Consider the following 23,960-nt stretch of genomic DNA (forward strand, 5'->3'; position numbering starts at 1 on the left):
GCCCCTGCCCCTGTCCCTGTCCCTGTTCCCGCTCCTGCTGCTCTTCCTGCGTGAGGTGAGCCGATCGCTGTGGTGTCGCGGGCGTTCCAGAGGTCCCGGACGTGCCGCTCGTCTGCGGGCCCCGGAGGACCGGTGGGAGTTCGCGCGGGACGAACCCCTCGGGAAGCGGGCCGACTTGGTCGAAGACCTCGACCGGCTCCTCGTCGGGCCCGGCGTCCGGCAGCAGCTCGACGGCCGAGGCCAGCGCCTTGCGCGCGCCCGTGGCCGTCCGGAAGCGCACATGCGGGTCCGGCTGCAGCAAGCCCGCCAGGACCTGCCACAACGGCTCAGAGACGCCCTGTGGCGCCCCCGGAGTGCCGTGGGCGGTGAAGTACTCCACCAGGGCCCGGGCGTCCGGCTTCTGACCCTCCAGCAGATACAGCGCGACCAGGCCGACCGCGAACAGGTCGGACGGGAAGTCCGGGTCCGCGCCCATGATCTGCTCGGGCGCGAAGTACCCCGGCGTTCCCATCACGTAGTTCGTCTCGGTGAGCCGCGGCTCGCCCTTGCGCATCGCGATGCCGAAGTCGGACAGCCGCAGATGCGGCCGCCCGGTGCCGGTGGCTTCGAGCAGGATGTTGGCGGGCTTGATGTCGCGGTGGACGACCCCCTCGGCGTGCACCGCGGCGAGTCCGGCGAGCAGCTGGTCGAGCAGTACGCAGACGAACCGGGCCGGCAGTGGCCCGTAGTCCCCGATCAGATGGGCCAGCGAGCCGCCGGTCACCAGGTCCATGGTGAACAGGACCTTGTCGTCGTCGGCGGCCCAGCTCGCCGGTGCCAGCACGTGAGGGTGGTCGATCCTCAGCGCCTGCTCGCGGACGAAGCGCAGCAGCGTGTGCGCGTCGCTCTGCTGGAGGACCTTCGCCGCCACACAGCGGCGGCGGCGGTGGTCCCAGGCTCGCCAGACGGCACCGACACCACCGCGGCCGATCGGGTCGATGAGCTCGTACCGACCGGCGAAGACCTCACCCACCTGACCTCCCCGCCCCCATGGCCGTCAGCTCTGGTGCGCCTCGTAGTGGGCGACCGCCTCCGCGGTGCGTCCGGCGCCGTACACCCGGAGGAACTCTGCCAGCTCGGGGTGGGCCGGGGCGAGGGTGTCGGCGGCGTCGATGATGTCCCCGGCGGCGGCGACCGAGCGGAGCAGCGACTGGATCTCGCGCACCACGCGGCGCACGGTCGGAGCACCCGAACTCGTCGTGGTCTGGCCGGTGTTGGTCAGGACGGAGCCGCCCTGGGACTTCTTGATCTCGTCCATCCGGTCGGTGGCCTCGGCGGCGCTGACGCTGCCGTCGGCGACCTGGCCCGCCAGGTCCTGCAGGGCCTGGACGCGCTGGACCACGGCCGGGTTGCCGATCTTGGCGCGCTGACCGCTCATCAGCTGGGACAGCATGGGGGCCGACAGGCCGAGGACGGCGGCGAGCCTGGCCTGGTTCAGGCCGAGATCGTCTATCAGCCGGCGGAAGAGCGCCCCCAGCGGCTCTCCGTACCAGCTCCGCTGAAGCTCCCTCGCTCTTGCGGTCGTTTCTTGCTGCGTTGCGTCCATTGCGCGTCTCCCCATCGCTTCCCCATTGAGGCGCTTCGCTGTCGCGAACCCCGACGAGCATCTTACGGAGAGTGGTCGTCTATCGGGAGTCCCAATCCTTTTGCGGGATACCCGGTTCCACCCGGTACTCTGGTCTGCGCATCCCCTTTCCGGGGCCTTAGCTCAGTTGGTAGAGCGCTGTCTTTGCATGGCAGATGTCAGGGGTTCGACTCCCCTAGGCTCCACAGCACGACGACGGCGGGTGCCGTGGACCAGTGGTCCACGGCACCCGCCGTCGCGTTACGTACGGCCGGTGGCCCGGGGTCAGTGGCCGCCGCGCTCGTCGCCGCCGTATTCGGCCTCCTCGGCCTCCTTGGCCTGGACCTCCGGGTCGAGGGAGCCGCTGCCGTCGACCGAGGTCAGCGGGGTCCGCTCGGCGACCTCGGTGGGGGCCGGGGGCTCTACCAGCCAGTCCGGGTTGGCCTGCTTGTCCCACCACTTCCACGCGGCGACGGCGCCGCCCGCCAGGACGCCGACGACCGCGAGGTACTTGGCGGCGCGCCTGGCCCGGGCCCGGCGGCGCTGCTTCTTCGCCAGCTTCTCGATCTGGCGCGGGGAGATCTGGCCGCGCAGGGCCGCGAGGGCGGCCGCGGAGCGGGCCATCGCCTCCTCGCGGACCGGCTGGGCGGCGGCGACCGCCTGGCTGACGCGGGGCGCCGTGTAGTCGGCGGCCTGGCGGGCGGCGCGGCGGGAGCGGGCGGCGGCCTCCCGGGCCACCTCGTCGACCTTCGGCGGCACATGCGGCGCGAGGTGCGCGTCGTACTGGAGATGGGCCTGGCTGCGGGCCTGCTGGGCGGCCTTGGCCACCTTGGGCGCGAGCCGTGCGCTGGTTTCGTGCGCATAGCGCGCGGCATGGCTCTTGGCCGTATCGGCGTAGGGCGCCACCACTTCCGCGGCGTGCAGCACGCTCTCCTTCGCCGAGCCGGTCGCGGCGCGCACGCTGTCCATGCGGGTCACGTGATCCTCCTCCTTGGTGGCGGGGTTCAGGGCGGTCCGGTGGGTTGTCGCCGGAATGAGCACAGTGTCGCCTTTCCACCCATCTCGAAATCATGCCTGTCGGACGGGTACCCGGCATGCGCGGAAAGGCATCCGGGTCATGCGGGGCGGCTTCGGGTGATGCACGGCACGAGGGCGCGAGGGCGGTGCGAGGGGAGCTCGCGTCCGACGATGCCACGGTTCGCCCCGGGGCGCGCCTGTTCGGCGGGATCGGCGGCACTCGGCGGCGTTTCCTTGCCGCGGGGCCCTCCGTGCGAGGATCGTGGGACGTCAGTGCAGACCAACGGAAGGCAGACCGTGGCCGAGCAGCTTTACGCCACCCTGAAGACCAACCAAGGGGACATCGAGATCCGGCTCCTGCCGAACCACGCCCCGAAGACGGTCAGGAACTTCGTCGAGCTGGCCAAGGGCGAGCGCGAGTGGACGCACCCGGCGACCGGCAAGCAGTCCACGGACCCGCTCTACGACGGCACGGTCTTCCACCGGGTGATCAGCGGCTTCATGATCCAGGGCGGCGACCCGCTGGGCAACGGCACCGGCGGGCCGGGCTACGAGTTCGCCGACGAGTTCCACCCGGAGCTGGGCTTCGACAAGCCGTACCTGCTGGCGATGGCGAACGCCGGGCCGGGCACCAACGGCTCGCAGTTCTTCATCACGGTGTCCCCCACCGCGTGGCTGACCCGCAAGCACACGATCTTCGGCGAGGTCTCCAACGAGGCCGGCAAGAAGGTCGTGGACGCCATCGCGAGCACTCAGACCAACCCGCGCACCGACCGCCCCGTCCAGGACGTGGTCATCGAGTCGGTCGTCGTCGAGTCCCGCGAGGGCTGAGCCCCGCGCGCCGGTTCCGGCGGGGTCAACGCGCCCCCGAGGAACCGACACCACCGACGGCACCCGTTCGAGGGGAACCAAACCGCCCCGCTCGTCCGTATGACGTGACGAGCGGGGCGGCGCGGTTGCCGCACCCGCACCGAGTACAAGGAGCCCGATGGACCAGGCGAGCCTGCCGAGCTGCTACCGGCACCCGGGCGTGCAGACGGGTATCACCTGCACCCGCTGCGAGCGCCCGATCTGCCCGGAGTGCATGGTCAGCGCCTCGGTCGGATTCCAGTGCCCGGAGTGCGTCCGCGGCGGCTCCGGCACCGGCCACGCGCCGACGGCCAACCAGCCGCGCACGATGGCGGGCGCCGCGATCGCGCCCGGCGACCCTCATCTGCTCACCAAGGCCCTCATCGGGCTCAACCTGGTCGGCTATCTGCTCCAGCAGGCGCTCGGGGACAAGTTCGAGTTCGGGTACGAAATGCTGGGGCGGGCCTTCGTGCCCGGCTTCGACTCGCTCCAGGGCGTCGCCGAGGGGCAGTGGTACCGCCTGGTGACGTCGATGTTCCTGCACGGCGGTGTCACGCACATCGCGTTCAACATGCTCAGCCTGTGGTGGATCGGCGGGCCTCTGGAGGCGGCGCTCGGCCGGGCCCGCTATCTGGCGCTCTACTTCGTCTCCGGGCTCGCCGGAAGCGCCCTGACGTACTGGCTCGCCGCCCCGAACGTGCCCTCGCTCGGCGCCTCCGGTGCGATCTACGGGCTCTTCGGCGCCACGGCCGTACTGATGCGCAAGCTCAACTACGACATGCGCCCGCTGATCGCGCTCCTGGCGATCAACCTGGTGATCACCTTCAGCCCCTGGTTCGACATCGCCTGGCAGGCGCATGTGGGCGGTCTCATCGGCGGCACGGTCATCGCGTACGCCATGGTCCACGCGCCCCGCGAGCGCCGTTCGCTGATCCAGTGGGGGACGTGCGGCGTGGTCCTGCTGGCCGTCGTGGTCATCGTGATAGCCCGCACCGCCGCGCTCACCTGAACCGGCGGCCTCCCACCTGGGCGGGCACGCGGAGTCCGGCTTTCCCCCAAGGTTGTCCACAGTGCGTGCCGGATCTTGTGCATCCGGTGGGGAACAGCTGTGCCCCTTGTCGCTGACCTGGGTTTTCCCAGCAGGGACAAGGGGCGGGCCGTGGGCCGGTGTGGAAGAGTGCAGTCACACCGGCGTCAACACGGCGGAGGTTATCCACAGATCGTCTGACCTTTTCCCCAGTGTGGATAGCGTTGTGGATAACCCGTGGGCAAGGCTTGACGAGGAGGCTGTGGAGGGGCTACTTCCACTGCGTGGAGACACCGAAGCCGCTGGCGATGAAGCCGAAGCCGACCACGATGTTCCAGTTCCCGAAGGACTTCAGCGGCAGATCGCCCTCGGTCACATAGAAGAGGACGATCCAGGCGAGCCCGATCAGGAAGAACGCCAGCATCACCGGGGCCACCCAGCCCCGGCTGCCCAGCTTGATGGCGGTGGCCTGCTTCGCCGCCGGCGGCGGCGTGAAGTCGGCCTTCTTGCGGATACGTGACTTCGGCACGAGGAACACTCCTGTCGATGCGCTGCGTGACCGCGCAGGGAACTATGGCTGGGCGGCGGCGGAGGGGCAACGGGGGATCACTGCTGCCCCCAGGCGTCCGTTAGCGTAGTGCTTCCGTGGCGCCGAAGGAGTAAGGGTACGTTGAGCAATTCCGCCGACTCCCCACAAGGGCTCCCTGGTGAGCCCGCCGAACCCCGCCGCCGCTTCCGTGCCGGCCCCGTCCGGCTGCTCTCCGCCGCCGTCTTCGCCCTGGCCGGACTCATCTTCGTCACCAGCTTCAACACGGCCAAGGGCACCAACATCCGCACCGACGCCTCGCTGCTGAAGCTCTCCGACCTGATCCAGCAGCGCAGCCGCAAGAACGCCGAGCTCGACCAGTCCACCGCCACCGTCCGCAGCGCCGTCGACGCGCTCGCCCAGCGCGACAACGGCTCCACCAAGGCCGAGGACCAGCAGCTCGCCGCCCTCAAGGACGCGGCCGGTACCGAGCAGGTCGCCGGCAAGGCCCTCAGCGTCACCCTCAACGACGCCCCGCCCAACGCCACGGCCGCCCCCGGCTACCCCGCCCCCCAGCCCAACGACCTGGTCATCCACCAGCAGGACCTCCAGGCCGTCGTCAACGCGCTGTGGCAGGGCGGCGCCCAGGGCATCCAGGTCATGGACCAGCGGCTCATCTCCACCAGCGCCGTGCGCTGCGTCGGCAACACCCTGATCCTCCAGGGCCGCGTCTACTCGCCCCCGTACAAGATCAGCGCGGTGGGCGACCCCGGGAAGCTGCGCCAGGCGCTCACCGACTCCAAGGCGATCCAGAACTACCAGCTGTACGTGAAGGCGTACGGGCTCGGCTGGAAAGTCGACGAGCACAAGGCGATGACTCTGCCCGGCTACTCGGGCACAGTGGATCTCCACTACGCGAAGCCGGTGGGATAGCGCGGGAGGGGGCGGCCCGGTGCCTGTGGTCTCGGTGCGGCTGGTCGTCAGGACGCTCAGCGAGCTGTGCATCACGGTCGGCACCCTGATCGTCCTCTTCGTCGTGTACGTCCTGTACTGGACCGGGGTGAAGGCGGACAGCGCCGCCGACAGCCAGATATCCGCCCTGCACCACCAGTGGGCGCGCACCCCCGCCGCGAGCGCGCCCCAGCGGAGCGACCCGCCCGCCCCCGCTCCGTACACCGGGGGAAAGTCCTTCGCGGTCATGTACATCCCCAGGCTGGGCAAGGACTGGCACAAGCCCGTGCTGGAGGGGATCGGGGTCAAGGACCTCCAGAAGGGCCTCGGGCACTACGCCACCACCACGCGCCTGGGCCAGCCCGGCAACTTCTCGGTGGCGGGACACCGGCGCACCTACGGCGACCCGTTCAAGGACTTCCCCGAGCTGCGGCCCGGCGACGCGGTGGTGCTCACCGACGGCACGACCTGGTTCACGTACCGCCTCGACAACAAGCCCTACCGGACCGTGCCCAGCGACATAGGCGTCATCGATCCGGTCCCCGCCAAGTCGCCGTTCCGCTCCCCGGGCCGCTATCTGACCCTCACCACCTGCGATCCGGAATGGGGCAGCAGCCACCGGCTGATCGCCTGGGGCCACCTCGACTCCACCCGGCCCGTGGCCCAGGGCAAGCCCCAAGCTTTGACCGGCTGAGCCCCTGTCCACAGCGCCGCCCCTTAGTCTGGTGCGGTAACGATCGTCGGAAGGGACAGCGGACAGCATGTACGGCTGGATCTGGCGGCATCTGCCGGGCAACGCGTGGGTACGGGCGTTCACTTCGCTCGTACTGGTACTGGCGATTGTCTATGTGCTCTTCCAGTACATCTTCCCGTGGGCGGAGCCGCTGCTGCCGTTCAACGATGTGACCGTCGACCAGGGCAGGGGAGCGACCCGATGAGCGCACGCGTTCTCGTCGTGGACAACTACGACAGCTTTGTCTTCAACCTGGTCCAGTACCTGTACCAGCTGGGCGCCGAGTGCGAGGTGGTACGCAACGACGAGGTGTCCCTGGAGCACGCGCAGGACGGCTTCGACGGCGTGCTGCTCTCACCGGGCCCGGGCGCGCCCGAGCAGGCCGGCGTCTGCATCGACATGGTGCGCCACTGCGCCGCGACCGGGGTGCCGGTCTTCGGCGTCTGCCTCGGCATGCAGTCGATGATGGTGGCGTACGGGGGTGTGGTCGACCGGGCCCCCGAGCTGCTGCACGGCAAGACCTCGCCGGTCCTGCACGAGGGCGCCGGGGTCTTCCAGGGGCTGCCCTCGCCGTTCACCGCGACCCGTTACCACTCGCTGGCCGCCGAGCCCGCCACGCTCCCCGCGGAGCTGGAGGTCACCGCCTGGACGGCCGACGGGATCGTGATGGGGCTGCGCCACCGGGAACTGCCCGTGGAGGGCGTCCAGTTCCACCCCGAGTCCGTCCTGACCGAACACGGCCATCTGATGCTCGCCAACTGGCTGGTGCGGTGCGGGGACAAGGGAGCCGTCGAGCGGTCGGCAGGCCTGGCACCGGTGGTGGGCAAGGCCGCGGCGTGACGGCCGTCCGGCCGGAGCACGAGTTCGACCCGCTGACGGACCCCCTCCCGGCGGGTGGTCACGGGTCGCCTTGGTTCAGGGCGGACAACATCGCGCAGGACGGGGCCCAGTACGAGGTCCAGGCCGAGCCCCAGGTCGCGGCTCAGCCACAGGCTCAGGTGCCGGGCGACGGCTACGCGCGCGTGGCGGAAGCGGCGGCCGCGCCCCCGCAGGAGTGGTACGCGGAGCCCGCCGCCGACCCGGACCCCGTCCCCGTGCCTCCGGTCGAGCCCGAGCCCGACTTCGTCCCGTACGACGACTCGACCATGGCGCTCACGCGAATAGCCGAGCCGCCCACGCCCCCCACCGGCGGCCGGGCCGAGCGCCGCCGGGCCGCCAAGGCGCGCGGACACCGGGCCTCCTCCGGATCCGCATCCGCGGCCGCGCCCGCCGAGCCCGTGGCGAGCGGCCGTCCGCCCACCCGCGCCGAGGCGCGCCGCGCGGCCAAGGCGCGCAAGGACAGCCCGGCCGTGGTGGCCAGCCGGATCGTCGGCGAACTGTTCATCACGCTCGGCGTGGTGATGCTCCTGTTCGTCACGTACCAGCTGTGGTGGACCAACATCCGCGCCCATCAGCAGGCGGGCAGCGAGGCGAAGAAGATCACGCACGACTGGGCCAGCGGCAAGCAGGCCCCCGGCGCCTTCGAGCCCGGCAAGGGCTTCGCCATCATGCACATCCCCAAGCTGGACGTGGTCGTCCCCGTCGCCGAGGGCACCAGCAAGCACAAGGTCCTCGACAAGGGCATGGTCGGCCACTACGGCCAGGGCAGTCTGAAGACCGCGATGCCGGGCGACAAGAGCGGCAACTTCGCGGTCGCCGGGCACCGCAACACGCACGGCGAGCCCTTCCGGTACATCAACCGGCTCAAGCCGGGCGATCTGGTGATCGTGGAGACCCAGCAGGCGTACTACACGTACGCGATCACCGGCATGCTCCCGTCGACCAGCCCCAAGAACGTCTCGGTGCTCAAGCCGATCCCGGTCGGCTCGGGGTTCACCCGGCCGGGCCGCTATCTGACGCTGACGACCTGCACCCCCGAATTCACGAGTACGTACCGAATGATCGTGTGGGGCAAGATGGTCGACGAACGACCGCGCAGCAAGGGCATGCCCGACGCGCTCGCCGGCTGACGGAACGACAGACAGGTGCGGTGGAGTTGAGGACCGAGCACGACGAGCAGCAGACCGAGGCCCCCGTCCCGCCGCGACCGCGCCGTCGCGGTGTGGTCGCCGGGGTCGTCAGCGTCATCGGTGAGCTGCTGATCACGGCCGGGCTGGTGCTCGGTCTCTTCGTCGTCTACTCGCTGTGGTGGACCAACGTCATAGCGGACCGCGAGGCGGCCAAGGAGGGCAAGAACGTCCGCCGCGACTGGGCGAACAGCGGCCCCGGCGCCCTCGACACCAAGGGCGGCATCGGCTTCCTGCACGTCCCCGCCATGAGGAACGGCGAGGTGCTGGTCAAGAAGGGCACCGACACCAAGGTGCTCAACGGCGGCGTCGCGGGCTACTACACCGATCCGCTGAAGGCGGTCCTGCCCGCGAGCGGCACCAACGGCAACTTCACGCTGGCGGCGCACCGCGACGGCCACGGAGCGAAGTTCCACAACATCGACAAGATAAGGACCGGCGATCCGATCGTCTTCGAGACGAAGGACACCTGGTACGTCTACAAGACGTTCGCGGAGCTCAAGGAGACGTCGAAGTACAACGTCGACGTCCTGCAGCCGGTGCCGAAGGAGTCGGGCGCAAAGAAGCCGGGCCACTACATCACGCTGACGACGTGCACGCCCGTCTACACCTCCGACTACCGCTACATCGTGTGGGGCGAGCTGGTCCGCACCCAGAAGGTCGACGAGAAGCGCACCAAGCCCGTGGAGCTGCGCTAGCGCCCCTGTCCGGCTTCCGCGGACGCGGCTGTACGTACGTAGTCTGCGGAGACGGCGTACGTACGGGAAAAGCCCCGGCCCCCTGTGAAGGGGACCGGGGCTTTGCGCTGTGCGTCTGCGGTCAGCCGCCGGACGGGCCGCCGAACGGGAAGTTCCCGCCGCCGTCCTGGCCGCCCTGCCCGCCGCCGCCGATCGTCGTCAGGACGATCGCCGTGGTGGCCGGGTCGGACGGGGTGTTGGCCGGCGGGGTCTGCGAGGTGACCCGGGCCTTCTCGTCGCTGGAGCTGCCCGGCGCGAACTGGATGTTGCTGAATCCGGCCGCGTTGAGCTTCTCGGTGGCCTGCTTGACGGTCATCCCGAACACGCTGGGCACGGGGACCTGCGCGGGCGTCTGCGGGCCCTTGGAGACCTTCAGGACGATCTGCACGTCCTTGGTCTGGTTGGTGTTGCCCTTGGGCGACTGGTCGACGACCTGGCCCGCGGGCTTGTCCGAGTCGACGTCCTGGCGGGACACGTTGGCGTACCCGAGCGTGTTGAGCTGCTGCACCGCCGCGTTGTAGTCCGTGCCCGTGACGTCGGGGAGCTTGGACGTCTTCTTCTTGGCGATGGTGAGCGTGACCTCGGAGCCCTTTTCGACCTGGTCGCCGCCCTTGGGGCTCTGGCTGACGACCGTGCCCTCCTCCTGCTCGGACTCGACGCTGGTCGTCTTGACGGTGAAGCCCTTGTCCTGGAGGAGCTGGGTCGCGTTGTCCTTCTTCTTCTCCGTGACGTCCGGGACCTCGACCTTGGGCGCGCCCGCCGAGACGACGACCGTGACGGCCTCGCCCTTGTTCAGCTTGCCGCTGGTCGGGCTCTGGCTGCAGACGTTGCCCTTGGGCTGGTCGGCGCAGGGCTCGGTCTTGGACACGGTCAGTTTGAGGCCGACGTTCGCCGTCAGGGTCTCGGCGGACTTCTGGGTCTCGCCGACCAGCTGCGGCACCGGCACCTGGCCGCTGTCGCCGCCCCCGCCGAAGACCGACTTGCCGATCAGGATGGCGCCGACGAGCACCAGCACACCGGCGAGGACCAGCAGGATCGTCGAGGTGTGCGACTTCTTCTGGCGGCGGCGGTCGGGGCGGTCGTCGTAGCCGTAGCCGTCGTCCGGGTTGACCGGGGGCAGCATGGACGTCTGGCCCGCCGCGTCCGTGGGGCGCAGCGCGGTCGTCGGCTGGTCCTGGGGGCCCGAGGTGTAGGCGTCGTAGCCGCCGTAGCCGACCGCGCCCATGGCGGCGGTCGCGGCGACCGGCTGGCCGTCGAGGCAGGCCTCGATGTCGGCGCGCATCTCGTCGGCCGACTGGTAGCGGTAGTCCGGGTCCTTGACCAGCGCCTTCAGGACGATGGCGTCCATCTCGGGCGTGATCTCGGGGTCGAAGTTGCTCGGCGGCTGCGGCTCTTCCCGTACGTGCTGGTAGGCGACCGCGACCGGCGAGTCGCCGACGAACGGCGGTCGGACGGTCAGCAGCTCGTAGAGGAGGCAGCCCGTCGAATACAGGTCGGAGCGGGCGTCGACCTGCTCGCCCTTGGCCTGCTCCGGGGAGAGGTACTGGGCGGTGCCGATGACGGCGGCGGTCTGCGTCATCGTCATGCCGGAGTCGCCCATGGCCCGCGCGATGCCGAAGTCCATGACCTTGACCTGGCCGGTGCGCGTCAGCATGACGTTCGCCGGCTTGATGTCGCGGTGGACGATGCCGGCGCGGTGGGAGTACTCCAGGGCCTGGAGGATGCCGACCGTCATCTCCAGCGTGCGCTCGGGCAGCAGCTTGCGCCCGGAGTGAAGCAGCTCACGCAGGGTGGACCCGTCGACGTACTCCATCACGATGTACGGGATGGAGACCTGGTCGACGTAGTCCTCGCCGGTGTCGTAGACCGCGACGATCGCCGGGTGGTTGAGCGAGGCGGCGGACTGGGCCTCACGGCGGAACCGGGCCTGGAAGGACGGGTCGCGGGCGAGGTCGGCCCGCAGCGTCTTCACGGCGACGGTGCGGCCGAGCCGGGTGTCGTGCGCGAGGTAGACCTCCGCCATGCCACCACGGCCGAGCACCTGGCCCAGCTCGTACCGGCCGCCGAGGCGACGCGGCTCTTCCATAACGTTCCAGCCCTCTCCGTCAGTCCCGACCGCACCCGTGTGTGTGGTCCGGCGGTGTGCTGTTCGCGCATACGCTACCGGGCACCGGAAGCGGATCAGTCCGTGACCGTCAGCTGATACCGGACCGGTACAGGGCGCGAGAGACGTTTCACGTGAAACGAGGACCGTTTCACGTGAAACGTCCCGGGGTCACTTCTTGAGCACTGCCTTCATCACAGCCTTGGCGATCGGGGCGGCCAGACCGCCACCGGTGATGTCGTCGCGGTTGGCGTCGCCGTCCTCGACGACCACGGCGACCGCGACCGGGGAGCCCTGGTCGGTCTTGGCGTACGAGATGAACCAGGCGTACGGCTTCTCGCTGTTGTTGAGGCCGTGCTGGGCGGTACCGGTCTTGCCGCCGACGGTGACGCCGTCGATGGCGCCCTTCTTGCCCGTGCCGTCGGTGACGACGTTCTCCATCAGCGCCTGGACCTTCTGGGCGTTGGCCGCCGACAGCGGCTGGCTCATCTTCTCCGGCTGGGTCTTGGAGAGGACGTCGAGGTTGGGCGCCTGCAGCTGGTCGACCATGTACGGCTTCATCAGCTTGCCGTCGTTGGCGACGGCGGCGGCGACCATGGCCATCTGGAGCGGGGTGGCGCGGTTGGAGGCCTGGCCGATGCCGGCCATCGCGTTCTGCGGCCGGTTGTCCTTGGGGTAGACGCTGGCGTCGGCGCGGACCGGGGTGAAGACCTCGTCGTTGAAGCCGAACTTGTTGGCTTCCTTGATCATCTTCTCGTTGCCGAGGTCATCGCTGATCTTGCCGAAGACGGTGTTGCAGGACCACTGGAGCGCCACCTTGAGGTTGGCGTTCTCGCAGGGGATGCTCCCCTCGTTCTTCAGCGGGGTCGTGGACTGCGGCAGCGTGTACGGCAGCGGCGAGCGGGTCGGCTCGTCGATGCTGGAGTACAGCCCGTTCTCCAGCGCCGCCGAGGCGGTGACCACCTTGAACGTGGAGCCGGGCGGGTAGGTCTCGCGCAGCGCCCGGTTCAGCATCGGCTTGTCCTTGTCCTGCAGGAGCTTCTGCCGGGCGTCGGAGTCGGCCTTGGTGTTGCCCGCGAAGACCGACGGGTCGTACGACGGCGTCGAGGCCAGCGCGAGGATCGCGCCGGTGCGCGGGTCGATCGCGGCGACCGCGCCCTTCTTGTCGCCGAGCCCCTCGAAGGCGGCCTTCTGGGCTGCGCTGTTGAGGGTGGTGACGACGTTGCCGCCCTGCTTCTTCTCACCCGTGAACATCGACAGGGTGCGGTCGAAGAAGAGCCGGTCGTCGTTGCCGGAGAGGATCTTGTCCTCGATGTTCTCCAGCTGCGAGGAGTCGAAGGCCTGCGAGTTGTAGCCGGTCACCGGCGACCACAGGGTGCCGTTGTTCCAGGTCCGCTTGAACTTGTAGTCGCTGCCCGAGGTCTCCTTGGAGGCGGTCATCGGCTGGCCGTCGGCCGTGATGATGTTGCCGCGCTCATGGGCGAACCGCTCGATCTGGACCCGGCGGTTGTACTTGTGCGCGTTCAGCTCGTCGGCGCGCACGTACTGGAGCCAGTTGTCGCGGATCATCAGGGCCATGATCAGCAGCCCGCAGAAGATCGCGATCCGTCGCAGGGGCTTGTTCACGGTCGGACCACCTGGGTCATCTCGGCGTCGGGGGACGGGGCAGGGGCGGGCGCCGGGCGGCGCGCGGTGTCGCTGATCCGGATGAGGATGCCGATCAGCGCCCAGTTGGCGATGACGGAGGATCCGCCCTGCGCGAGGAACGGCATGGTCATACCGGTCAGCGGGATCAGCCCCATGACACCGCCGGCGACCACGAAGACCTGGAGCGCGAAGGCGCCCGAGAGGCCGATGGCCAGCAGCTTGCCGAACGGGTCGCGGGCGGCGAGCGCGGTGCGCACGCCCCGCTCCACGATCAAGCCGTAGATCAGCAGGATCGCCATCATCCCGGCCAGGCCCAGCTCCTCGCCGACGGTGGAGAGGATGAAGTCGGCGTTGGCGGCGAAGCCGATCAGGTCGGAGTTGCCCTGGCCCAGGCCCGTGCCCAGCGTGCCGCCCGAGCCGAACGACATGATCGCCTGGCCGATCTGCTCACAGGCGCCGGTCTTGTCCGTCTTGTAGCAGGCGAAGGGGTCCAGCCAGGCGTTCACTCGGGACTGGACGTGCGGCTCGAAGGACGCCACGGCGACCGCGCCGGCCGCCGACATCAGCAGACCGAAGACGATCCAGCTGGTGCGCTCGGTGGCCACGTACAGCATCACGACGAACAGGCCGAAGAACAGCAGCGAGGTGCCGAGGTCGGTCTCGAAGACCAGGATCAGGATCGAGATGCCCCAGACCACGAGGATCGGACCGAGGTCGCGGCCGCGCGGCAGGTACAGGCCCATGAAGCGGCGGCTGGCGAGCGCCAGCGCGTCCCGCTTGACCATCAGGTAGCCGGAGAAGAACACCGCGATGATGATCTTCGCGAACTCGCCGGGCTGGATCGTGCCCAGACCGGGGATGGAGATCCAGATCTTCGCGCCGTTCACCGCCGGGAAGAACATCGGCAGGATCAGCAGGAACAGGGCCGCCGCCATCGAGATGTACGTGTAGCGCTGCAGGATGCGGTGGTCCTTGAGGAGCATCAGCACCGCGATGAACAGCGCGATCCCCAGCGCCGTGTACAGCAGCTGCTTGGGGGCGTCCGGGTGGAACGCGCCGAACAGCCCCTTGGCCCGCTGGATCAGCCGCGGCGACTGGTCGAGGCGCCAGATCAGCACCAGGCCGAGGCCGTTGAGCAGCGTCGCCAGCGGCAGCAGCAGCGGGTCGGCGTACGGGGCGAACTTGCGCACCACGAGGTGGCTGACGCCGGCGAGCAGCCCGAGGCCCAGACCGTAACCGAGCATGCCGGACGGCAGTTTGTCGGTCATGGCCAGGCCCACGTTGGCGTACGCGAACACCGGGATGGCGACGGCGAAGACGAGCAGCGCGAGCTCGGTGTTGCGACGGCTCGGTGCGTCGATCGCGCCGATGGTGGTCGTGTTGGTGACAACGCTCATGGTGTGGAAAGGCCCCCTACGGCTGCCTACTGCTTACCGCACTGCGGGACCAGCTTCTGCTCTTCCTCCGAGAGGCTGGGGCCGGGCGTGGGAGTGGCGGTGGTCTTGGTGGAGCCGGTCTTGCCGGGCGACGGCGAGGCCGTCGTACCGGTCTTCGGCGGGTTCTGGTTCTCGGCGGCGCGGCGCTGCTCGTCCTTCTTGCACGCCGACGCCTGCGCGGACAGTTCGGTGATCTTGGCCTGGGCCTTGGAGAGGCTGCTCTCCGCGATCGTCGCCTCGACCTGCTTGCGCTGGTACGGCGGCAGGTACTTGAGTTCGATCTCGGGGTGGTCGGTCTCCACCTTCGACAGCTTCACCCACGCCAGGTCCTGGCTGATGCCCTGGTAGAGCGCGACGTGCTCGTCCTTGGTGCCGACGAAGTACTGCGTCTGCGTCCAGCGGTAGCCGCCGTAAAGCCCGCCGCCGAGCACGGCGAGCGCGAGCACGATGTAGGCGGATCTCTTCAGCCACCTGCCGCGCCGCGGCTTGACGAAGTCCTCGTCCGAGTAGGCCCCGAAGGTGCCCTCGGGCGGGGCGCCGTAGCCGCTGTCCTCACCGCTGCCGGGCGGGCCGAAGCCCCCCTGCGGCGGGGTGGGGCGGCCGAGCCCCGAGGCGCGGCCCGCCGGGGTCTGCATCGCCCCGTCGTCGTTGAGCTGGAGCTGGTTCTCGGCGACCGCGCCCACGATCACCGGGATGTCGCTGAGCTGCCCGGCCAGCGTGTCGCCGGAGTCGACGTCCAGGACGTCCGCCACGATCACCGTGATGTTGTCCGGGCCGCCGCCGCGCAGCGCGAGCTGGATCAGCTCCTGCACCGTCTCCTGCGGGCCCTGGTAGCTGGCGAGGGTGTCCTCCATCGTCTGGTGGGACACCACCCCCGACAGGCCGTCGGAGCAGATCAGATAGCGGTCGCCGGCCCGCACCTCGCGGATCGACAGGTCCGGCTCGACGTGGTCGCCGCTGCCGAGCGCGCGCATCAGCAGCGAGCGCTGCGGATGCGTCGTCGCCTCCTCCTCGGTGATGCGGCCCTCGTCCACGAGCCGCTGCACCCAGGTGTGGTCCTGCGTGATCTGGGTGAGCACCCCGTCGCGCAGCAGGTACGCGCGCGAGTCGCCCACGTGCACCAGGCCCAGGCGCTGGCCTGTCCACAGCAGAGCGGTGAGCGTGGTGCCCATCCCCTCCAGCTGGGGGTCCTCCTCGACCATCAGGCGCAGCTGGTCGTTGGCGCGCTGCACCGCCGTACCGAGCGAGGTGAGGATGTCCGAGCCGGGCACGTCGTCGTCGAGCGTGACCAGGGTGGAGATCACCTCGGAGGAGGCGACCTCACCGGCGGCCTGGCCGCCCATGCCGTCGGCGATGGCGAGGAGGCGCGGACCCGCGTAACCGGAGTCCTCGTTGCCCTCGCGGATCATGCCCTTGTGGGATCCGGCGGCGAAGCGCAGGGAGAGACTCATACCCACCTCGCCCGTCGGCTCGGGGTACAGCCGGTCATGTCGAGCCACACTGCCCACCCTCCGGTCGGGAGCCCGTCCCGGTCCGTCGTCCGGACCGCCGCGGCTCGCTCGCTCCGCTCGCTCATTGTCGTACTACTTCCGCAGCTCGATGACGGTCTTGCCGATGCGGATCGGCGCGCCCAGCGGAATCGGAGTCGGGGTGGTGAGCCGCGTCCGGTCCAGGTAGGTGCCGTTGGTGGAACCGAGGTCCTCGACGATCCAGTTGCCGTCGCGGTCCGGGTAGATCCTGGCATGCCTGCTCGACGCGTAGTCGTCGTCGAGGACGATCGTCGAGTCGTGCGCCCGGCCCAGCGTGATGGTCTGGCCCTGGAGGGCGACCGTCGTGCCCGTGAGGGTGCCCTCGGACACCACCAACTTGGTGGGCGCGCCCCGGCGCTGGCGCCCGCCGGACGGGGCCTGCTGGCCGCGCTGCTGCGGCGGCGCGGCAGCGGCGGCCGCCTGGCGGCCGGTCTGCTGGCGGCCCGTGTCGCCACCCCGGCGCGAACCGCGCTGGGTGACCCGGGTGCCGAACAGGTCGCTGCGGATGACCTGGACGGCCACGATGACGAACAGCCACAGTACGGCGAGGAAACCCAACCGCATGACCGTGAGGGTCAGCTCTGACATTGCCCCCGCTTCACCCTTCGGCTTGCCGGTAAACGATGGTGGTGCTGCCCACGACGATCCGCGAGCCGTCGCGGAGCGTAGCGCGGGTGGTGTGCTGCCCGTCCACCACGATGCCGTTGGTGGACCCGAGATCCTGGATCGTCGAGGGCGTTCCGGTCCGGATCTCACAGTGCCGGCGCGAGACGCCGGGGTCGTCGATCCGCACATCGGCGTCGGTGCTGCGACCCAGCACCAGCGTCGGGCGGGAGATCTGGTGGCGGGTGCCGTTGATCTCGATCCAGCGCCGCACCTGGGAGCCCGGCATGGGGCCGGGAGCCGTCGGGCGGCGGTCCGCGCCGGGGCGGCCGGGCCCGCCGTTCCCGCCGGGGGGCGGGGCGGCCGGCATCGGCGGAGCGGCGGCGGGCGGATAGCCGTAGCCGCCGCGGCCCTGGGGGGACTGCGGCGGTGCGGCGGCGGGAGCGGGCCGGGCCGGACCCGCGGGCCTGGCACCGTACTGCTCCTGCTGGTTGTGCTGGTCCTGCTGGTCGGTGCTGGAGGCGAGGGTGCGACTGCGGACCCGGTACAGGCCGGTGTCGAGGTCCTCGGCCTTCTCCAGGTGGACCTTGATCGGCCCCATGAACGTGTACCGCTGCTGCTTGGCGTAGTCGCGGACCAGGCCGGACAGTTCGTCGCCCAGCTGGCCCGAGTACGGGCTCAGGCGCTCGAAGTCGGGCGCGCTGAGCTCGACGATGAAGTCGTTGGGGACGACGGTCCGCTCGCGGTTCCAGATCGTCGCGTTGTTGTCGCACTCGCGCTGGAGGGCGCCGGCGATCTCGACGGGCTGGACCTCGGACTTGAAGACCTTCGCGAAGGTGCCGTTGACCAGGCCTTCGAGACGCTGCTCGAAACGCTTCAGGACTCCCATGGGGCACCTCCTCCGTCGATGTCGTCCTGGTACTGCTTACTGATCGTATCCACGCGTCGGGAAATCGGCTGGTTCCCCTTCTGTGACCGGTGGACGAGTGTCACCTCTCACACGGATCGTAGAGGTGGCCTCCTGACAGTGTCCCGCACCCGGGGTGCACCGTGGAGGAGTGGGTGGAGCCCCTCCTCGTTCCCACCGGGCCCCTGTGAGGTTTCTGTGGGTCCTCGGACCGTCGCTGTACGTCGCCCTTCCTCCCCCTCTCCTGCCCTCCAGGGGCAGCGGAAACAACGGATGTGAATCCACCCTGCGCAGCGTGCTAATCTTCTCGACGTCGCCAGGGAAACGGACCAAAACGGTTCGAAGAACTGGACACCACTCGGGCGAGTGGCGGAACGGCAGACGCGCTGGCTTCAGGTGCCAGTGTCCTTCGGGACGTGGGGGTTCAAATCCCCCCTCGCCCACAGAACGGAAGCCCCGCAGGTCAAACGACCGGCGGGGCTTCCGCGTTCCCGGATGTACGGAAGACTTCGGCAGCCGGGTGCAGGGGGCGTGATCCCGGCCGCCACGGAGACTTTCGTCTCGGCGGGGCGCGACGAAAGAGAGCCGTCCGGCACCCCGGCCACTGCCTAGGGTGCGGACGTGGATGTGTCATCGAAGATCCAGGACGCCCGCCGCCGGCTGGCCGGACCGCAGCCCTGGTCCCGCCGTCGCATGGTCGGCGAGTCGGCCCTCGCCCTCCTGCTGGCCCTGCCCGCCGCCGGGGCGAGCCTGCTGATGAACGACGGCCTGGTGGTGCCCGTCCTGGTGGGCCTCGCCGTCCTCGTCCTGACGCCGCTGCGCCGCACGTTCCCCGCCGGAGTGCTCATCGCCACGGCCGCGCTCAGCGGGGCCGGCGCCGGCGCCACCCTGCTGCTGCTCGTGGTGGCCTGCTCGGCGGGGCGGCGCATCGCCGGAGCCGGGCGCGCCCTGGTCGCCTTCTGCGCCGCGTTCGCCGGATATCTGGCGGCCACCGCGCTCACCGAGTCCGGCGGGGGGCCGCTGCTCGTCATCACCCTGTTCGCCGCCCTCTTCTTCATGGTGATCGCCGTCGTACCGGGCCTCGCCAGCCGCTACTGGTACCAGCGCCGCACCCTCCTGGAGACCATGCAGGAGCGCAACGCGCAGCTGCTGCGCGAGCGCGCGATGGTCGCCGGACAGGCCCGGCTGCGCGAGCGCCAGCGCATCGCCCAGGACATGCACGACAGCCTCGGCCACCAACTGGCCCTGATCTCCGTGCACACCGGCGCCCTTGAGGTCGACCCGGCACTGACGGGCCGCCAGCGCGAGGCCGTCGGAGTGCTGCGGGAGGCCTCGGTCGCCGCCATGCACGAACTGCGCGCGGTCGTCGGCATCCTGCGCGACGGCATCGAGGCACCGGACCACCACACGGACGAGGCCCAGCGCGCCGCCCGCGGCACGGCGGGCGTCGAGCCCCTGGTGGCGGCCGCCCGGGCGGCGGGCACCGCGGTCGAGCTGCGCGAGACGGGGGAGCCGCGGCAGCTGGCTCCCGCCTCCGACCACGCCGCGTACCGCATCGTCCAGGAGGCGCTGACCAACGCGTACAAGCACGCGCCCGGCGCCCCCATCGGCGTGGAACTGCGCTACGAGCCCGACTCGCTCGTCGTCGAGGTCGTCAACGGCCCGGTGGTCGGTCCCCCGCCGGACGAGGTGGTCAGCGGCGGCCAGGGCCTGACCGGGCTGCACGAACGGGCCCGGCTGGTCGGCGGCATGGTCCACACCGGCCGGACCGGCGACGGGGGCTTCCGGGTGGCCGGAGTGCTCCCGTACGGGGCGGCGGAGGCGACGACCTTCGTCGATACGGCGGACGACTTCCGACAGCAGCCGGGGGCCCTCCCGCTCGGCGACGGTGGTGCGGCCGGTGCGACGGGGACCGGCCGGCAGCGGGCCGGCCGGCACGTCGACTGGAACGTCGACCTGAACGTCGCGGAGAGGGAGTTGGCCATGAGCAGCAGGAGCAGGGCCGGTGGCGTCGCGCTGGGGTGCGGGATCGCCTTCGCGGTGGTGGTGCTGCTCGCGGTGGCCGCGGGCGTCGGCCTGTTCTTCCTCGCCGGGTCCGCGGACAAGGGGATGATCGACCCCGCCGAGTACAAGGACATCAAGGTCGGCAGCCCCGAGCGGGAAGTGCGCGACCGGCTGCCCGACGGCGACACCTTCATGACGAAGGGACTGCCTGGCAAGGGCCCCGCCGAGCCCGCCGGTTCGAGCTGCCTGGTACTGATGTCGTCCGAGGTCGGCGACCACTTCAAGACCGAGCCCGTTTTCCGGTTCTGCTTCAAGGACGGCAAGCTGATCGAGAAGAAGTCGTACGAGGTCGAGCGCTAGCTCGTCGTACGGGGTACGGAGCACGGACTACGGGCTGCGGCCACGGGGTACGGGTCGAGCGGCGGTGCGGTGGCGCGGCGGGAGCACGCCGGCGCGGCGCGAGGACGGGAGCAGGCGTGACGGGTCCAGTCGGTCCAGGCGGTCCACTCGGTCCGGGTGCACACGGCGTGCGGATCAAGGTGGTGATCGCGGACGACGAGCCGCTGATCAGGGCGGGGATCAGGATGATCCTCACGTCGGACCCGGCCATCGAGGTCGCGGCCGAGGCGGCGAACGGCCGGGAGGCCATCGAGGCGGCCCGGGCCCACGGCGCCGACGTGGTGCTGCTCGACATCCAGATGCCGGTGATGGACGGCCTGACCGCCCTGGCCGAACTGCGCAGGAGCACCCCGGCGGCCCGAGTGATCATCCTCACGACGTTCGGCGAGCGGGAGAACGTGCTGCGCGCGCTGGAGCATGGGGGCGCCGGATTCCTCCTGAAGGACACCGCCCCGGCCGAGCTCATCGCCGCGGTACGGGCGGCGGCGGCCGGGGACGCCTATCTGTCGCCGGGTGCGACCCGGCACGTCGTGGACCAGCTGGCCACGGGGCGCGCGGCGGCCCGGGGCGAGGAGGCGCGGCGCCGGGTGGAGGTGCTGTCGGCGCGGGAGCGGGACGTACTGGCGCTGCTCGGGGAGGGCCTGTCCAACGCGGACGCCGGGAAGCGGCTCCATATGAGCGAGGCCACGGTGAAGACGTATGTGAGCCGCATCCTGGCGAAGCTGGAGTGCGAGAACAGGGTGCAGGCGGCGCTGCTGGCGCGGGATGCGGGGTTGTAGGGGCTAGGGGGGTGTGTTTCACGTGAAACAGACCCGGGCTCTCGGCGGCGCGCTGCTGCGGGCTTCGGGGCCCTGGTTCTGATTCGGGTTCTGGTTCTGGCCCTGTTTCTCGGTGTTCTCGGTGATCTGACCTGGGCGTTCGCCATTCCGAAAAAGTGGTTGTAGAGTACAACGTGTCGAGTGAGTTGTATAAGCCAACTATTGGAGTTGTGGTGTCCCCCGGTACCGCTCCCAGCCCTCTGCGCCATGTGCTCAGCCATCTCCTCACCCCGCTGCTGATGTGCGTCGGGATGGGCCTCGCGTATCTGGGGGCCTTCCACAACCCGCAGCCGCACGACCTGCGGGTCGACATCGTCGGCTCGGGACCCAGCGCGCAGGTGCTCGCCCAGACCCTCCAGGACAAGGGCGCGGGCGCGCTCGACGTCCGTACCGTCCCCGACCGCGCGACCGCAGTCGACAGCCTTGAGCAGCAGCATGTGTTCGGCGCCTACATCCCCGGCGCCAAGCCCGAACTGCTCGTCGCCTCCGCCTCCTCCGACACCAGCGCCACCGCCGTCGAGAAGGTCTTCACCAAGGTGGCGGCGGCGCAGGACGCGCCCCTCAAGGTGACCGACGTGACGGACCTCGCCAAGGGAGACCCGACCGGCCAGGGCATCTTCTTCCTGCTGGTCGCGCTGAGCATCGGCTCGTACGCCTCCGTCGCGGTGATCGGCGGCGCCGGTGGGGTGCTGCCGCTGCGGATCAGGGCGCTTCTGGCGCTGGGCATGTCGTTCCTGGTCAGCGGCATCGGCGCGGTCTTCGCGGGCCCGATGTTCCACCTCGTCGACACCGGACTCGGCGGCGTCTGGGGCATGGCGTGGCTGTACTCGGCCGGGATCCTGCTGATCGGCGTCGGACTGCACACCTTCCTCAAGAGGTGGACGACGCTCGGCGTGATGGTCCTCTTCGTGATGCTCAACTTCACCAGCTCGGGCGGCATCTTCCGGCCCGAACTCCAGCCCGGCTTCTTCGGCGCCCTGCACGCCTTCTGGAACGGCGCCGGGTTCGTCGAGGGCACCCGCAGCCACGTGTACTTCGCGGGCAACGGCCTCGGCGGCCACGTGTTGGTCCTGGTGCTCTGGCTTCTGGCGGGCGTGGTGCTGATGGGCGTCGCGGCTGTGGCCGAGCGGGGGCGGGAGCGGGAGGCGGTGGCGTCGGGGGGCGGTGCGGGTGTTGGTGCTGGTGTGGCTGCCGTGGGTGGTGCGGGGGCTGGTGCCGGTGCCGGAGGCGGGGGGCCGGAGGGAGAAGGGGAGTTGGAAGAGGAATTGGAGGAAGCGGTCGGCATCTGACCTCGACTGCTACTTGCCTGTCTGCCCCGACTGACCTCGACTGTTCGGCCGTGGATAACTCCCGGCGGTGGCCTGCTCGATGGCCATCGTCGGGAGTTATCCACAGGGGGAGACGACTGTCGGCCGCCGACGGTACCTTCATGGCATTCGAGCTGTTGATGTTGAACGAGCACGGGGGAGGCGGCACGCGATGAGCGATGTCGAGGCGGTGATTCCGGTCCTGCGAGCGGTGTCCGACGACGGGCAGATCCGGATTCCCGAGGTGCCGGGCTTCCGGCACCACAACGGCCGGGGGCCCAGCCGTACGGCAGGTTCGCCGAAGAGCGACGGCAAGGCACTGCGCGACCGCGTGCCCCGGTCCTCGCACGACTCGCTGGTCCTCTCCGCCGACCGGCCCGACGCGGTCCGCGCCGTCGAGGAGTCGAACCACGGCCGCGTGCCCGAGCTCACGCCGATCCGGGTGGGCCGCATGGCAGCCTCCCCTTTCGCCTTCCTGCGTGGCGCCGCCGGACTGATGGCCCACGACCTCGTCGGAACCCCCGTCACCGGAATAGGCGCCCAGATCTGCGGCGACGCCCACGCGGCGAACTTCGGCCTCTACGGCGACGCGCGCGGCGGACTCGTCATCGACCTGAACGACTTCGACGAGACCGTCGCCGGCCCCTGGGAATGGGACCTCAAGCGCCTCGCCGCCTCCCTGGTCCTGGCCGGCCGGGCAGCGGGCGCCGACGAGGACACCTGCCGGGCCGCCGCCTACGACGCGGTCGGCGCCTACCGGCGGACCATGCGGCTCCTCGCGAAACTGCCGGTGCTCGACGCCTGGAACGCGATAGCCGACGAGGAACTCGTCTCCCACACCGACGCACGGGACCTGCTCGGCACCCTGGAAAGGGTGTCGGCCAAGGCCCGCAACAACACCAGCGCCCGCTTCGCCGCCAAGGCCACCGAGCAGAGCGCCGACGGCCACCGCCGCTTCGTCGACGCGGCCCCCGTGCTGCGCCGCGTGCCCGACGCCGAAGCGGCCGCGGTGGCCGCCTCGCTCGGCTCCTACCTGGAAACCCTCTCGGAAGACCGCCTGCCGCTCCTCGCGCGGTACGCGATACACGACGTGGCCTTCCGAGTCGTCGGCACCGGCAGCGTCGGAACACGGTCGTACGTGGTGCTGCTCCTCGACCACCGCGGCGAGCCCCTGGTGCTCCAGGTCAAGGAGGCCCGCGCCTCCGCCCTGCTGCCGCACCTGGCCAAGGCCGGCTTCCACGCCCCGGACGCGGGACACGAAGGCCGCCGAGTGGTCCTCGGCCAGAAGCGGATGCAGGTCGTCAGCGACATCCTGCTCGGCTGGACCACGGTCGACGACCGTCCCTACCAGGTACGGCAGTTCCGCAACCGCAAGGGCAGCGTCGACCCCGCGGCCCTGGCCGCCGACCAGCTGGACGACTACGGCCGCATGACGGGCGCACTGCTGGCCCGCGCCCACGCCCACAGCGCCGACCCGCGCTTGATAGCCGGGTACTGCGGCAAGAACGAAGAGCTCGACGAGGCCGTGGCCGGCTTCGCGGTCCTCTACGCCGACCGCACGGAGTCCGACCACGCGACGCTGCTCGCCGCGATCAGGGACGGACGGGTGGCGGCAGAGCTGGGGGTGTGAGGCGCGTCCGCTGGGGGTGAGGGCGCCGGGGGCGGGGAGGAGGGGTGGGGGGAGGGGGAGGGAGGGG

Annotated in this window: 22 protein-coding genes and 2 tRNA genes; 14 read left to right on the plus strand and 10 right to left on the minus strand. The window is 70.3% G+C overall.

Annotated elements, in window-relative coordinates; all coding sequences use genetic code 11:
• Positions 1-1,012: serine/threonine-protein kinase (locus IE252_RS27060; protein WP_190092061.1), on the minus strand; the 1,012-nt coding region annotated here is incomplete at its 3' end.
• Between the two features lie 24 nt (positions 1,013-1,036).
• Positions 1,037-1,585 (minus strand): helix-turn-helix domain-containing protein, encoded by a 549-nt coding sequence (locus IE252_RS27065; protein WP_190092062.1) that lies wholly within the window; start codon positions 1,583-1,585, stop codon positions 1,037-1,039.
• A 151-nt stretch (positions 1,586-1,736) separates the two neighbouring features.
• Here IE252_RS27065 and IE252_RS27070 point away from each other — a divergent pair.
• Positions 1,737-1,809, plus strand: a tRNA-Ala gene (locus IE252_RS27070).
• A gap of 79 nt (positions 1,810-1,888) precedes the next feature.
• On the opposite strand, the gene IE252_RS27075 is transcribed toward IE252_RS27070, so the two are convergent.
• A complete protein-coding gene (locus IE252_RS27075; protein ID WP_190092063.1) occupies positions 1,889-2,581 on the minus strand; it encodes a DUF5324 family protein in 693 nt (230 codons plus the stop codon).
• A gap of 336 nt (positions 2,582-2,917) precedes the next feature.
• On the opposite strand from IE252_RS27075, the gene IE252_RS27080 reads away from it, so the two are divergent.
• Both IE252_RS27080 and IE252_RS27085 read left to right on the plus strand, forming a co-directional pair.
• A complete protein-coding gene (locus IE252_RS27080; protein WP_190092064.1) occupies positions 2,918-3,451 on the plus strand; it encodes a peptidylprolyl isomerase in 534 nt (177 codons plus the stop codon).
• A gap of 157 nt (positions 3,452-3,608) precedes the next feature.
• On the plus strand, positions 3,609-4,478 hold the full coding sequence (locus tag IE252_RS27085; RefSeq protein WP_190092065.1) for a rhomboid family intramembrane serine protease: 870 nt from the start codon (positions 3,609-3,611) through the stop codon (positions 4,476-4,478).
• Between the two features lie 289 nt (positions 4,479-4,767).
• Here the strand turns inward: IE252_RS27085 and crgA are convergent, their stop codons facing one another.
• The gene (gene crgA, locus IE252_RS27090; RefSeq protein WP_190092066.1) at positions 4,768-5,025 is read right to left on the minus strand and encodes a cell division protein CrgA; all 258 of its coding nucleotides are present in this window, start codon (positions 5,023-5,025) and stop codon (positions 4,768-4,770) included.
• Positions 5,026-5,166: 141 nt separating this feature from the next.
• On the opposite strand from crgA, the gene IE252_RS27095 reads away from it, so the two are divergent.
• The 6 genes from IE252_RS27095 (at position 5,167) to IE252_RS27120 (ending at position 9,470) form a co-directional block, all read left to right on the plus strand.
• Positions 5,167-5,955 carry a DUF881 domain-containing protein gene (locus tag IE252_RS27095; protein ID WP_190092067.1) on the plus strand — a complete coding sequence of 263 codons (789 nt, stop codon included), beginning with the start codon at positions 5,167-5,169 and terminating at the stop codon, positions 5,953-5,955.
• Between the two features lie 19 nt (positions 5,956-5,974).
• Positions 5,975-6,667 (plus strand): class E sortase, encoded by a 693-nt coding sequence (locus tag IE252_RS27100; protein ID WP_229848809.1) that lies wholly within the window; start codon positions 5,975-5,977, stop codon positions 6,665-6,667.
• A gap of 67 nt (positions 6,668-6,734) precedes the next feature.
• On the plus strand, positions 6,735-6,911 hold the full coding sequence (locus IE252_RS27105; RefSeq protein WP_180357215.1) for a hypothetical protein: 177 nt from the start codon (positions 6,735-6,737) through the stop codon (positions 6,909-6,911).
• The gene (locus tag IE252_RS27110) at positions 6,908-7,546 is read left to right on the plus strand and encodes an aminodeoxychorismate/anthranilate synthase component II (RefSeq protein WP_190092068.1); all 639 of its coding nucleotides are present in this window, start codon (positions 6,908-6,910) and stop codon (positions 7,544-7,546) included. Before IE252_RS27105 ends, IE252_RS27110 begins: the two co-directional genes overlap by 4 nt.
• Positions 7,543-8,715: a class E sortase gene (locus IE252_RS27115; protein ID WP_190092069.1), complete on the plus strand. Its 1,173-nt coding sequence runs from the start codon at positions 7,543-7,545 to the stop codon at positions 8,713-8,715. The genes IE252_RS27110 and IE252_RS27115 overlap by 4 nt, the downstream gene beginning before the upstream one ends.
• A 20-nt stretch (positions 8,716-8,735) precedes the next feature.
• Positions 8,736-9,470, plus strand: a complete 735-nt coding sequence (locus IE252_RS27120; protein WP_190092070.1) for a class E sortase — start codon at positions 8,736-8,738, stop codon at positions 9,468-9,470.
• A 121-nt stretch (positions 9,471-9,591) separates the two neighbouring features.
• On the opposite strand, the gene pknB is transcribed toward IE252_RS27120, so the two are convergent.
• The 6 genes from pknB to IE252_RS27150 all read right to left on the minus strand — a co-directional run bounded on the left by pknB (position 9,592) and on the right by IE252_RS27150 (position 17,717).
• The gene (gene pknB / locus IE252_RS27125; RefSeq protein ID WP_190092071.1) at positions 9,592-11,595 is read right to left on the minus strand and encodes a Stk1 family PASTA domain-containing Ser/Thr kinase; all 2,004 of its coding nucleotides are present in this window, start codon (positions 11,593-11,595) and stop codon (positions 9,592-9,594) included.
• A 189-nt stretch (positions 11,596-11,784) separates the two neighbouring features.
• A complete protein-coding gene (locus IE252_RS27130) occupies positions 11,785-13,239 on the minus strand; it encodes a peptidoglycan D,D-transpeptidase FtsI family protein (protein ID WP_190092072.1) in 1,455 nt (484 codons plus the stop codon).
• Complete coding sequence (locus tag IE252_RS27135; RefSeq protein WP_190092073.1) at positions 13,236-14,657, minus strand: FtsW/RodA/SpoVE family cell cycle protein; 1,422 nt, start codon at positions 14,655-14,657, stop codon at positions 13,236-13,238. The genes IE252_RS27130 and IE252_RS27135 overlap by 4 nt, the downstream gene beginning before the upstream one ends.
• Before the next feature lie 26 nt (positions 14,658-14,683).
• Positions 14,684-16,147 carry a Stp1/IreP family PP2C-type Ser/Thr phosphatase gene (locus IE252_RS27140; RefSeq protein WP_190092158.1) on the minus strand — a complete coding sequence of 488 codons (1,464 nt, stop codon included), beginning with the start codon at positions 16,145-16,147 and terminating at the stop codon, positions 14,684-14,686.
• Positions 16,148-16,279: 132 nt separating this feature from the next.
• Positions 16,280-16,813 carry an FHA domain-containing protein FhaB/FipA gene (locus tag IE252_RS27145; RefSeq protein WP_101389129.1) on the minus strand — a complete coding sequence of 178 codons (534 nt, stop codon included), beginning with the start codon at positions 16,811-16,813 and terminating at the stop codon, positions 16,280-16,282.
• 10 nt (positions 16,814-16,823) lie between these two features.
• Complete coding sequence (locus IE252_RS27150; protein WP_190092074.1) at positions 16,824-17,717, minus strand: FHA domain-containing protein; 894 nt, start codon at positions 17,715-17,717, stop codon at positions 16,824-16,826.
• Between the two features lie 378 nt (positions 17,718-18,095).
• Here IE252_RS27150 and IE252_RS27155 point away from each other — a divergent pair.
• From IE252_RS27155 to IE252_RS27175, 5 genes are all read left to right on the plus strand, one after another.
• Positions 18,096-18,178, plus strand: a tRNA-Leu gene (locus IE252_RS27155).
• 250 nt (positions 18,179-18,428) lie between these two features.
• Positions 18,429-20,099: a sensor histidine kinase gene (locus IE252_RS27160; RefSeq protein WP_190092159.1), complete on the plus strand. Its 1,671-nt coding sequence runs from the start codon at positions 18,429-18,431 to the stop codon at positions 20,097-20,099.
• Positions 20,100-20,266: 167 nt separating this feature from the next.
• Positions 20,267-20,917 carry a response regulator transcription factor gene (locus IE252_RS27165; RefSeq protein WP_268248428.1) on the plus strand — a complete coding sequence of 217 codons (651 nt, stop codon included), beginning with the start codon at positions 20,267-20,269 and terminating at the stop codon, positions 20,915-20,917.
• Positions 20,918-21,195: 278 nt separating this feature from the next.
• Positions 21,196-22,245 (plus strand): hypothetical protein, encoded by a 1,050-nt coding sequence (locus IE252_RS27170; protein WP_373298624.1) that lies wholly within the window; start codon positions 21,196-21,198, stop codon positions 22,243-22,245.
• 190 nt (positions 22,246-22,435) lie between these two features.
• Positions 22,436-23,893: a DUF2252 domain-containing protein gene (locus tag IE252_RS27175; protein WP_190092075.1), complete on the plus strand. Its 1,458-nt coding sequence runs from the start codon at positions 22,436-22,438 to the stop codon at positions 23,891-23,893.
• Positions 23,894-23,960 lie beyond the last annotated feature (67 nt).

The sequence above is a fragment of the Streptomyces melanogenes genome, from assembly GCF_014649795.1.
Lineage (GTDB): Bacteria > Actinomycetota > Actinomycetes > Streptomycetales > Streptomycetaceae > Streptomyces > Streptomyces noboritoensis.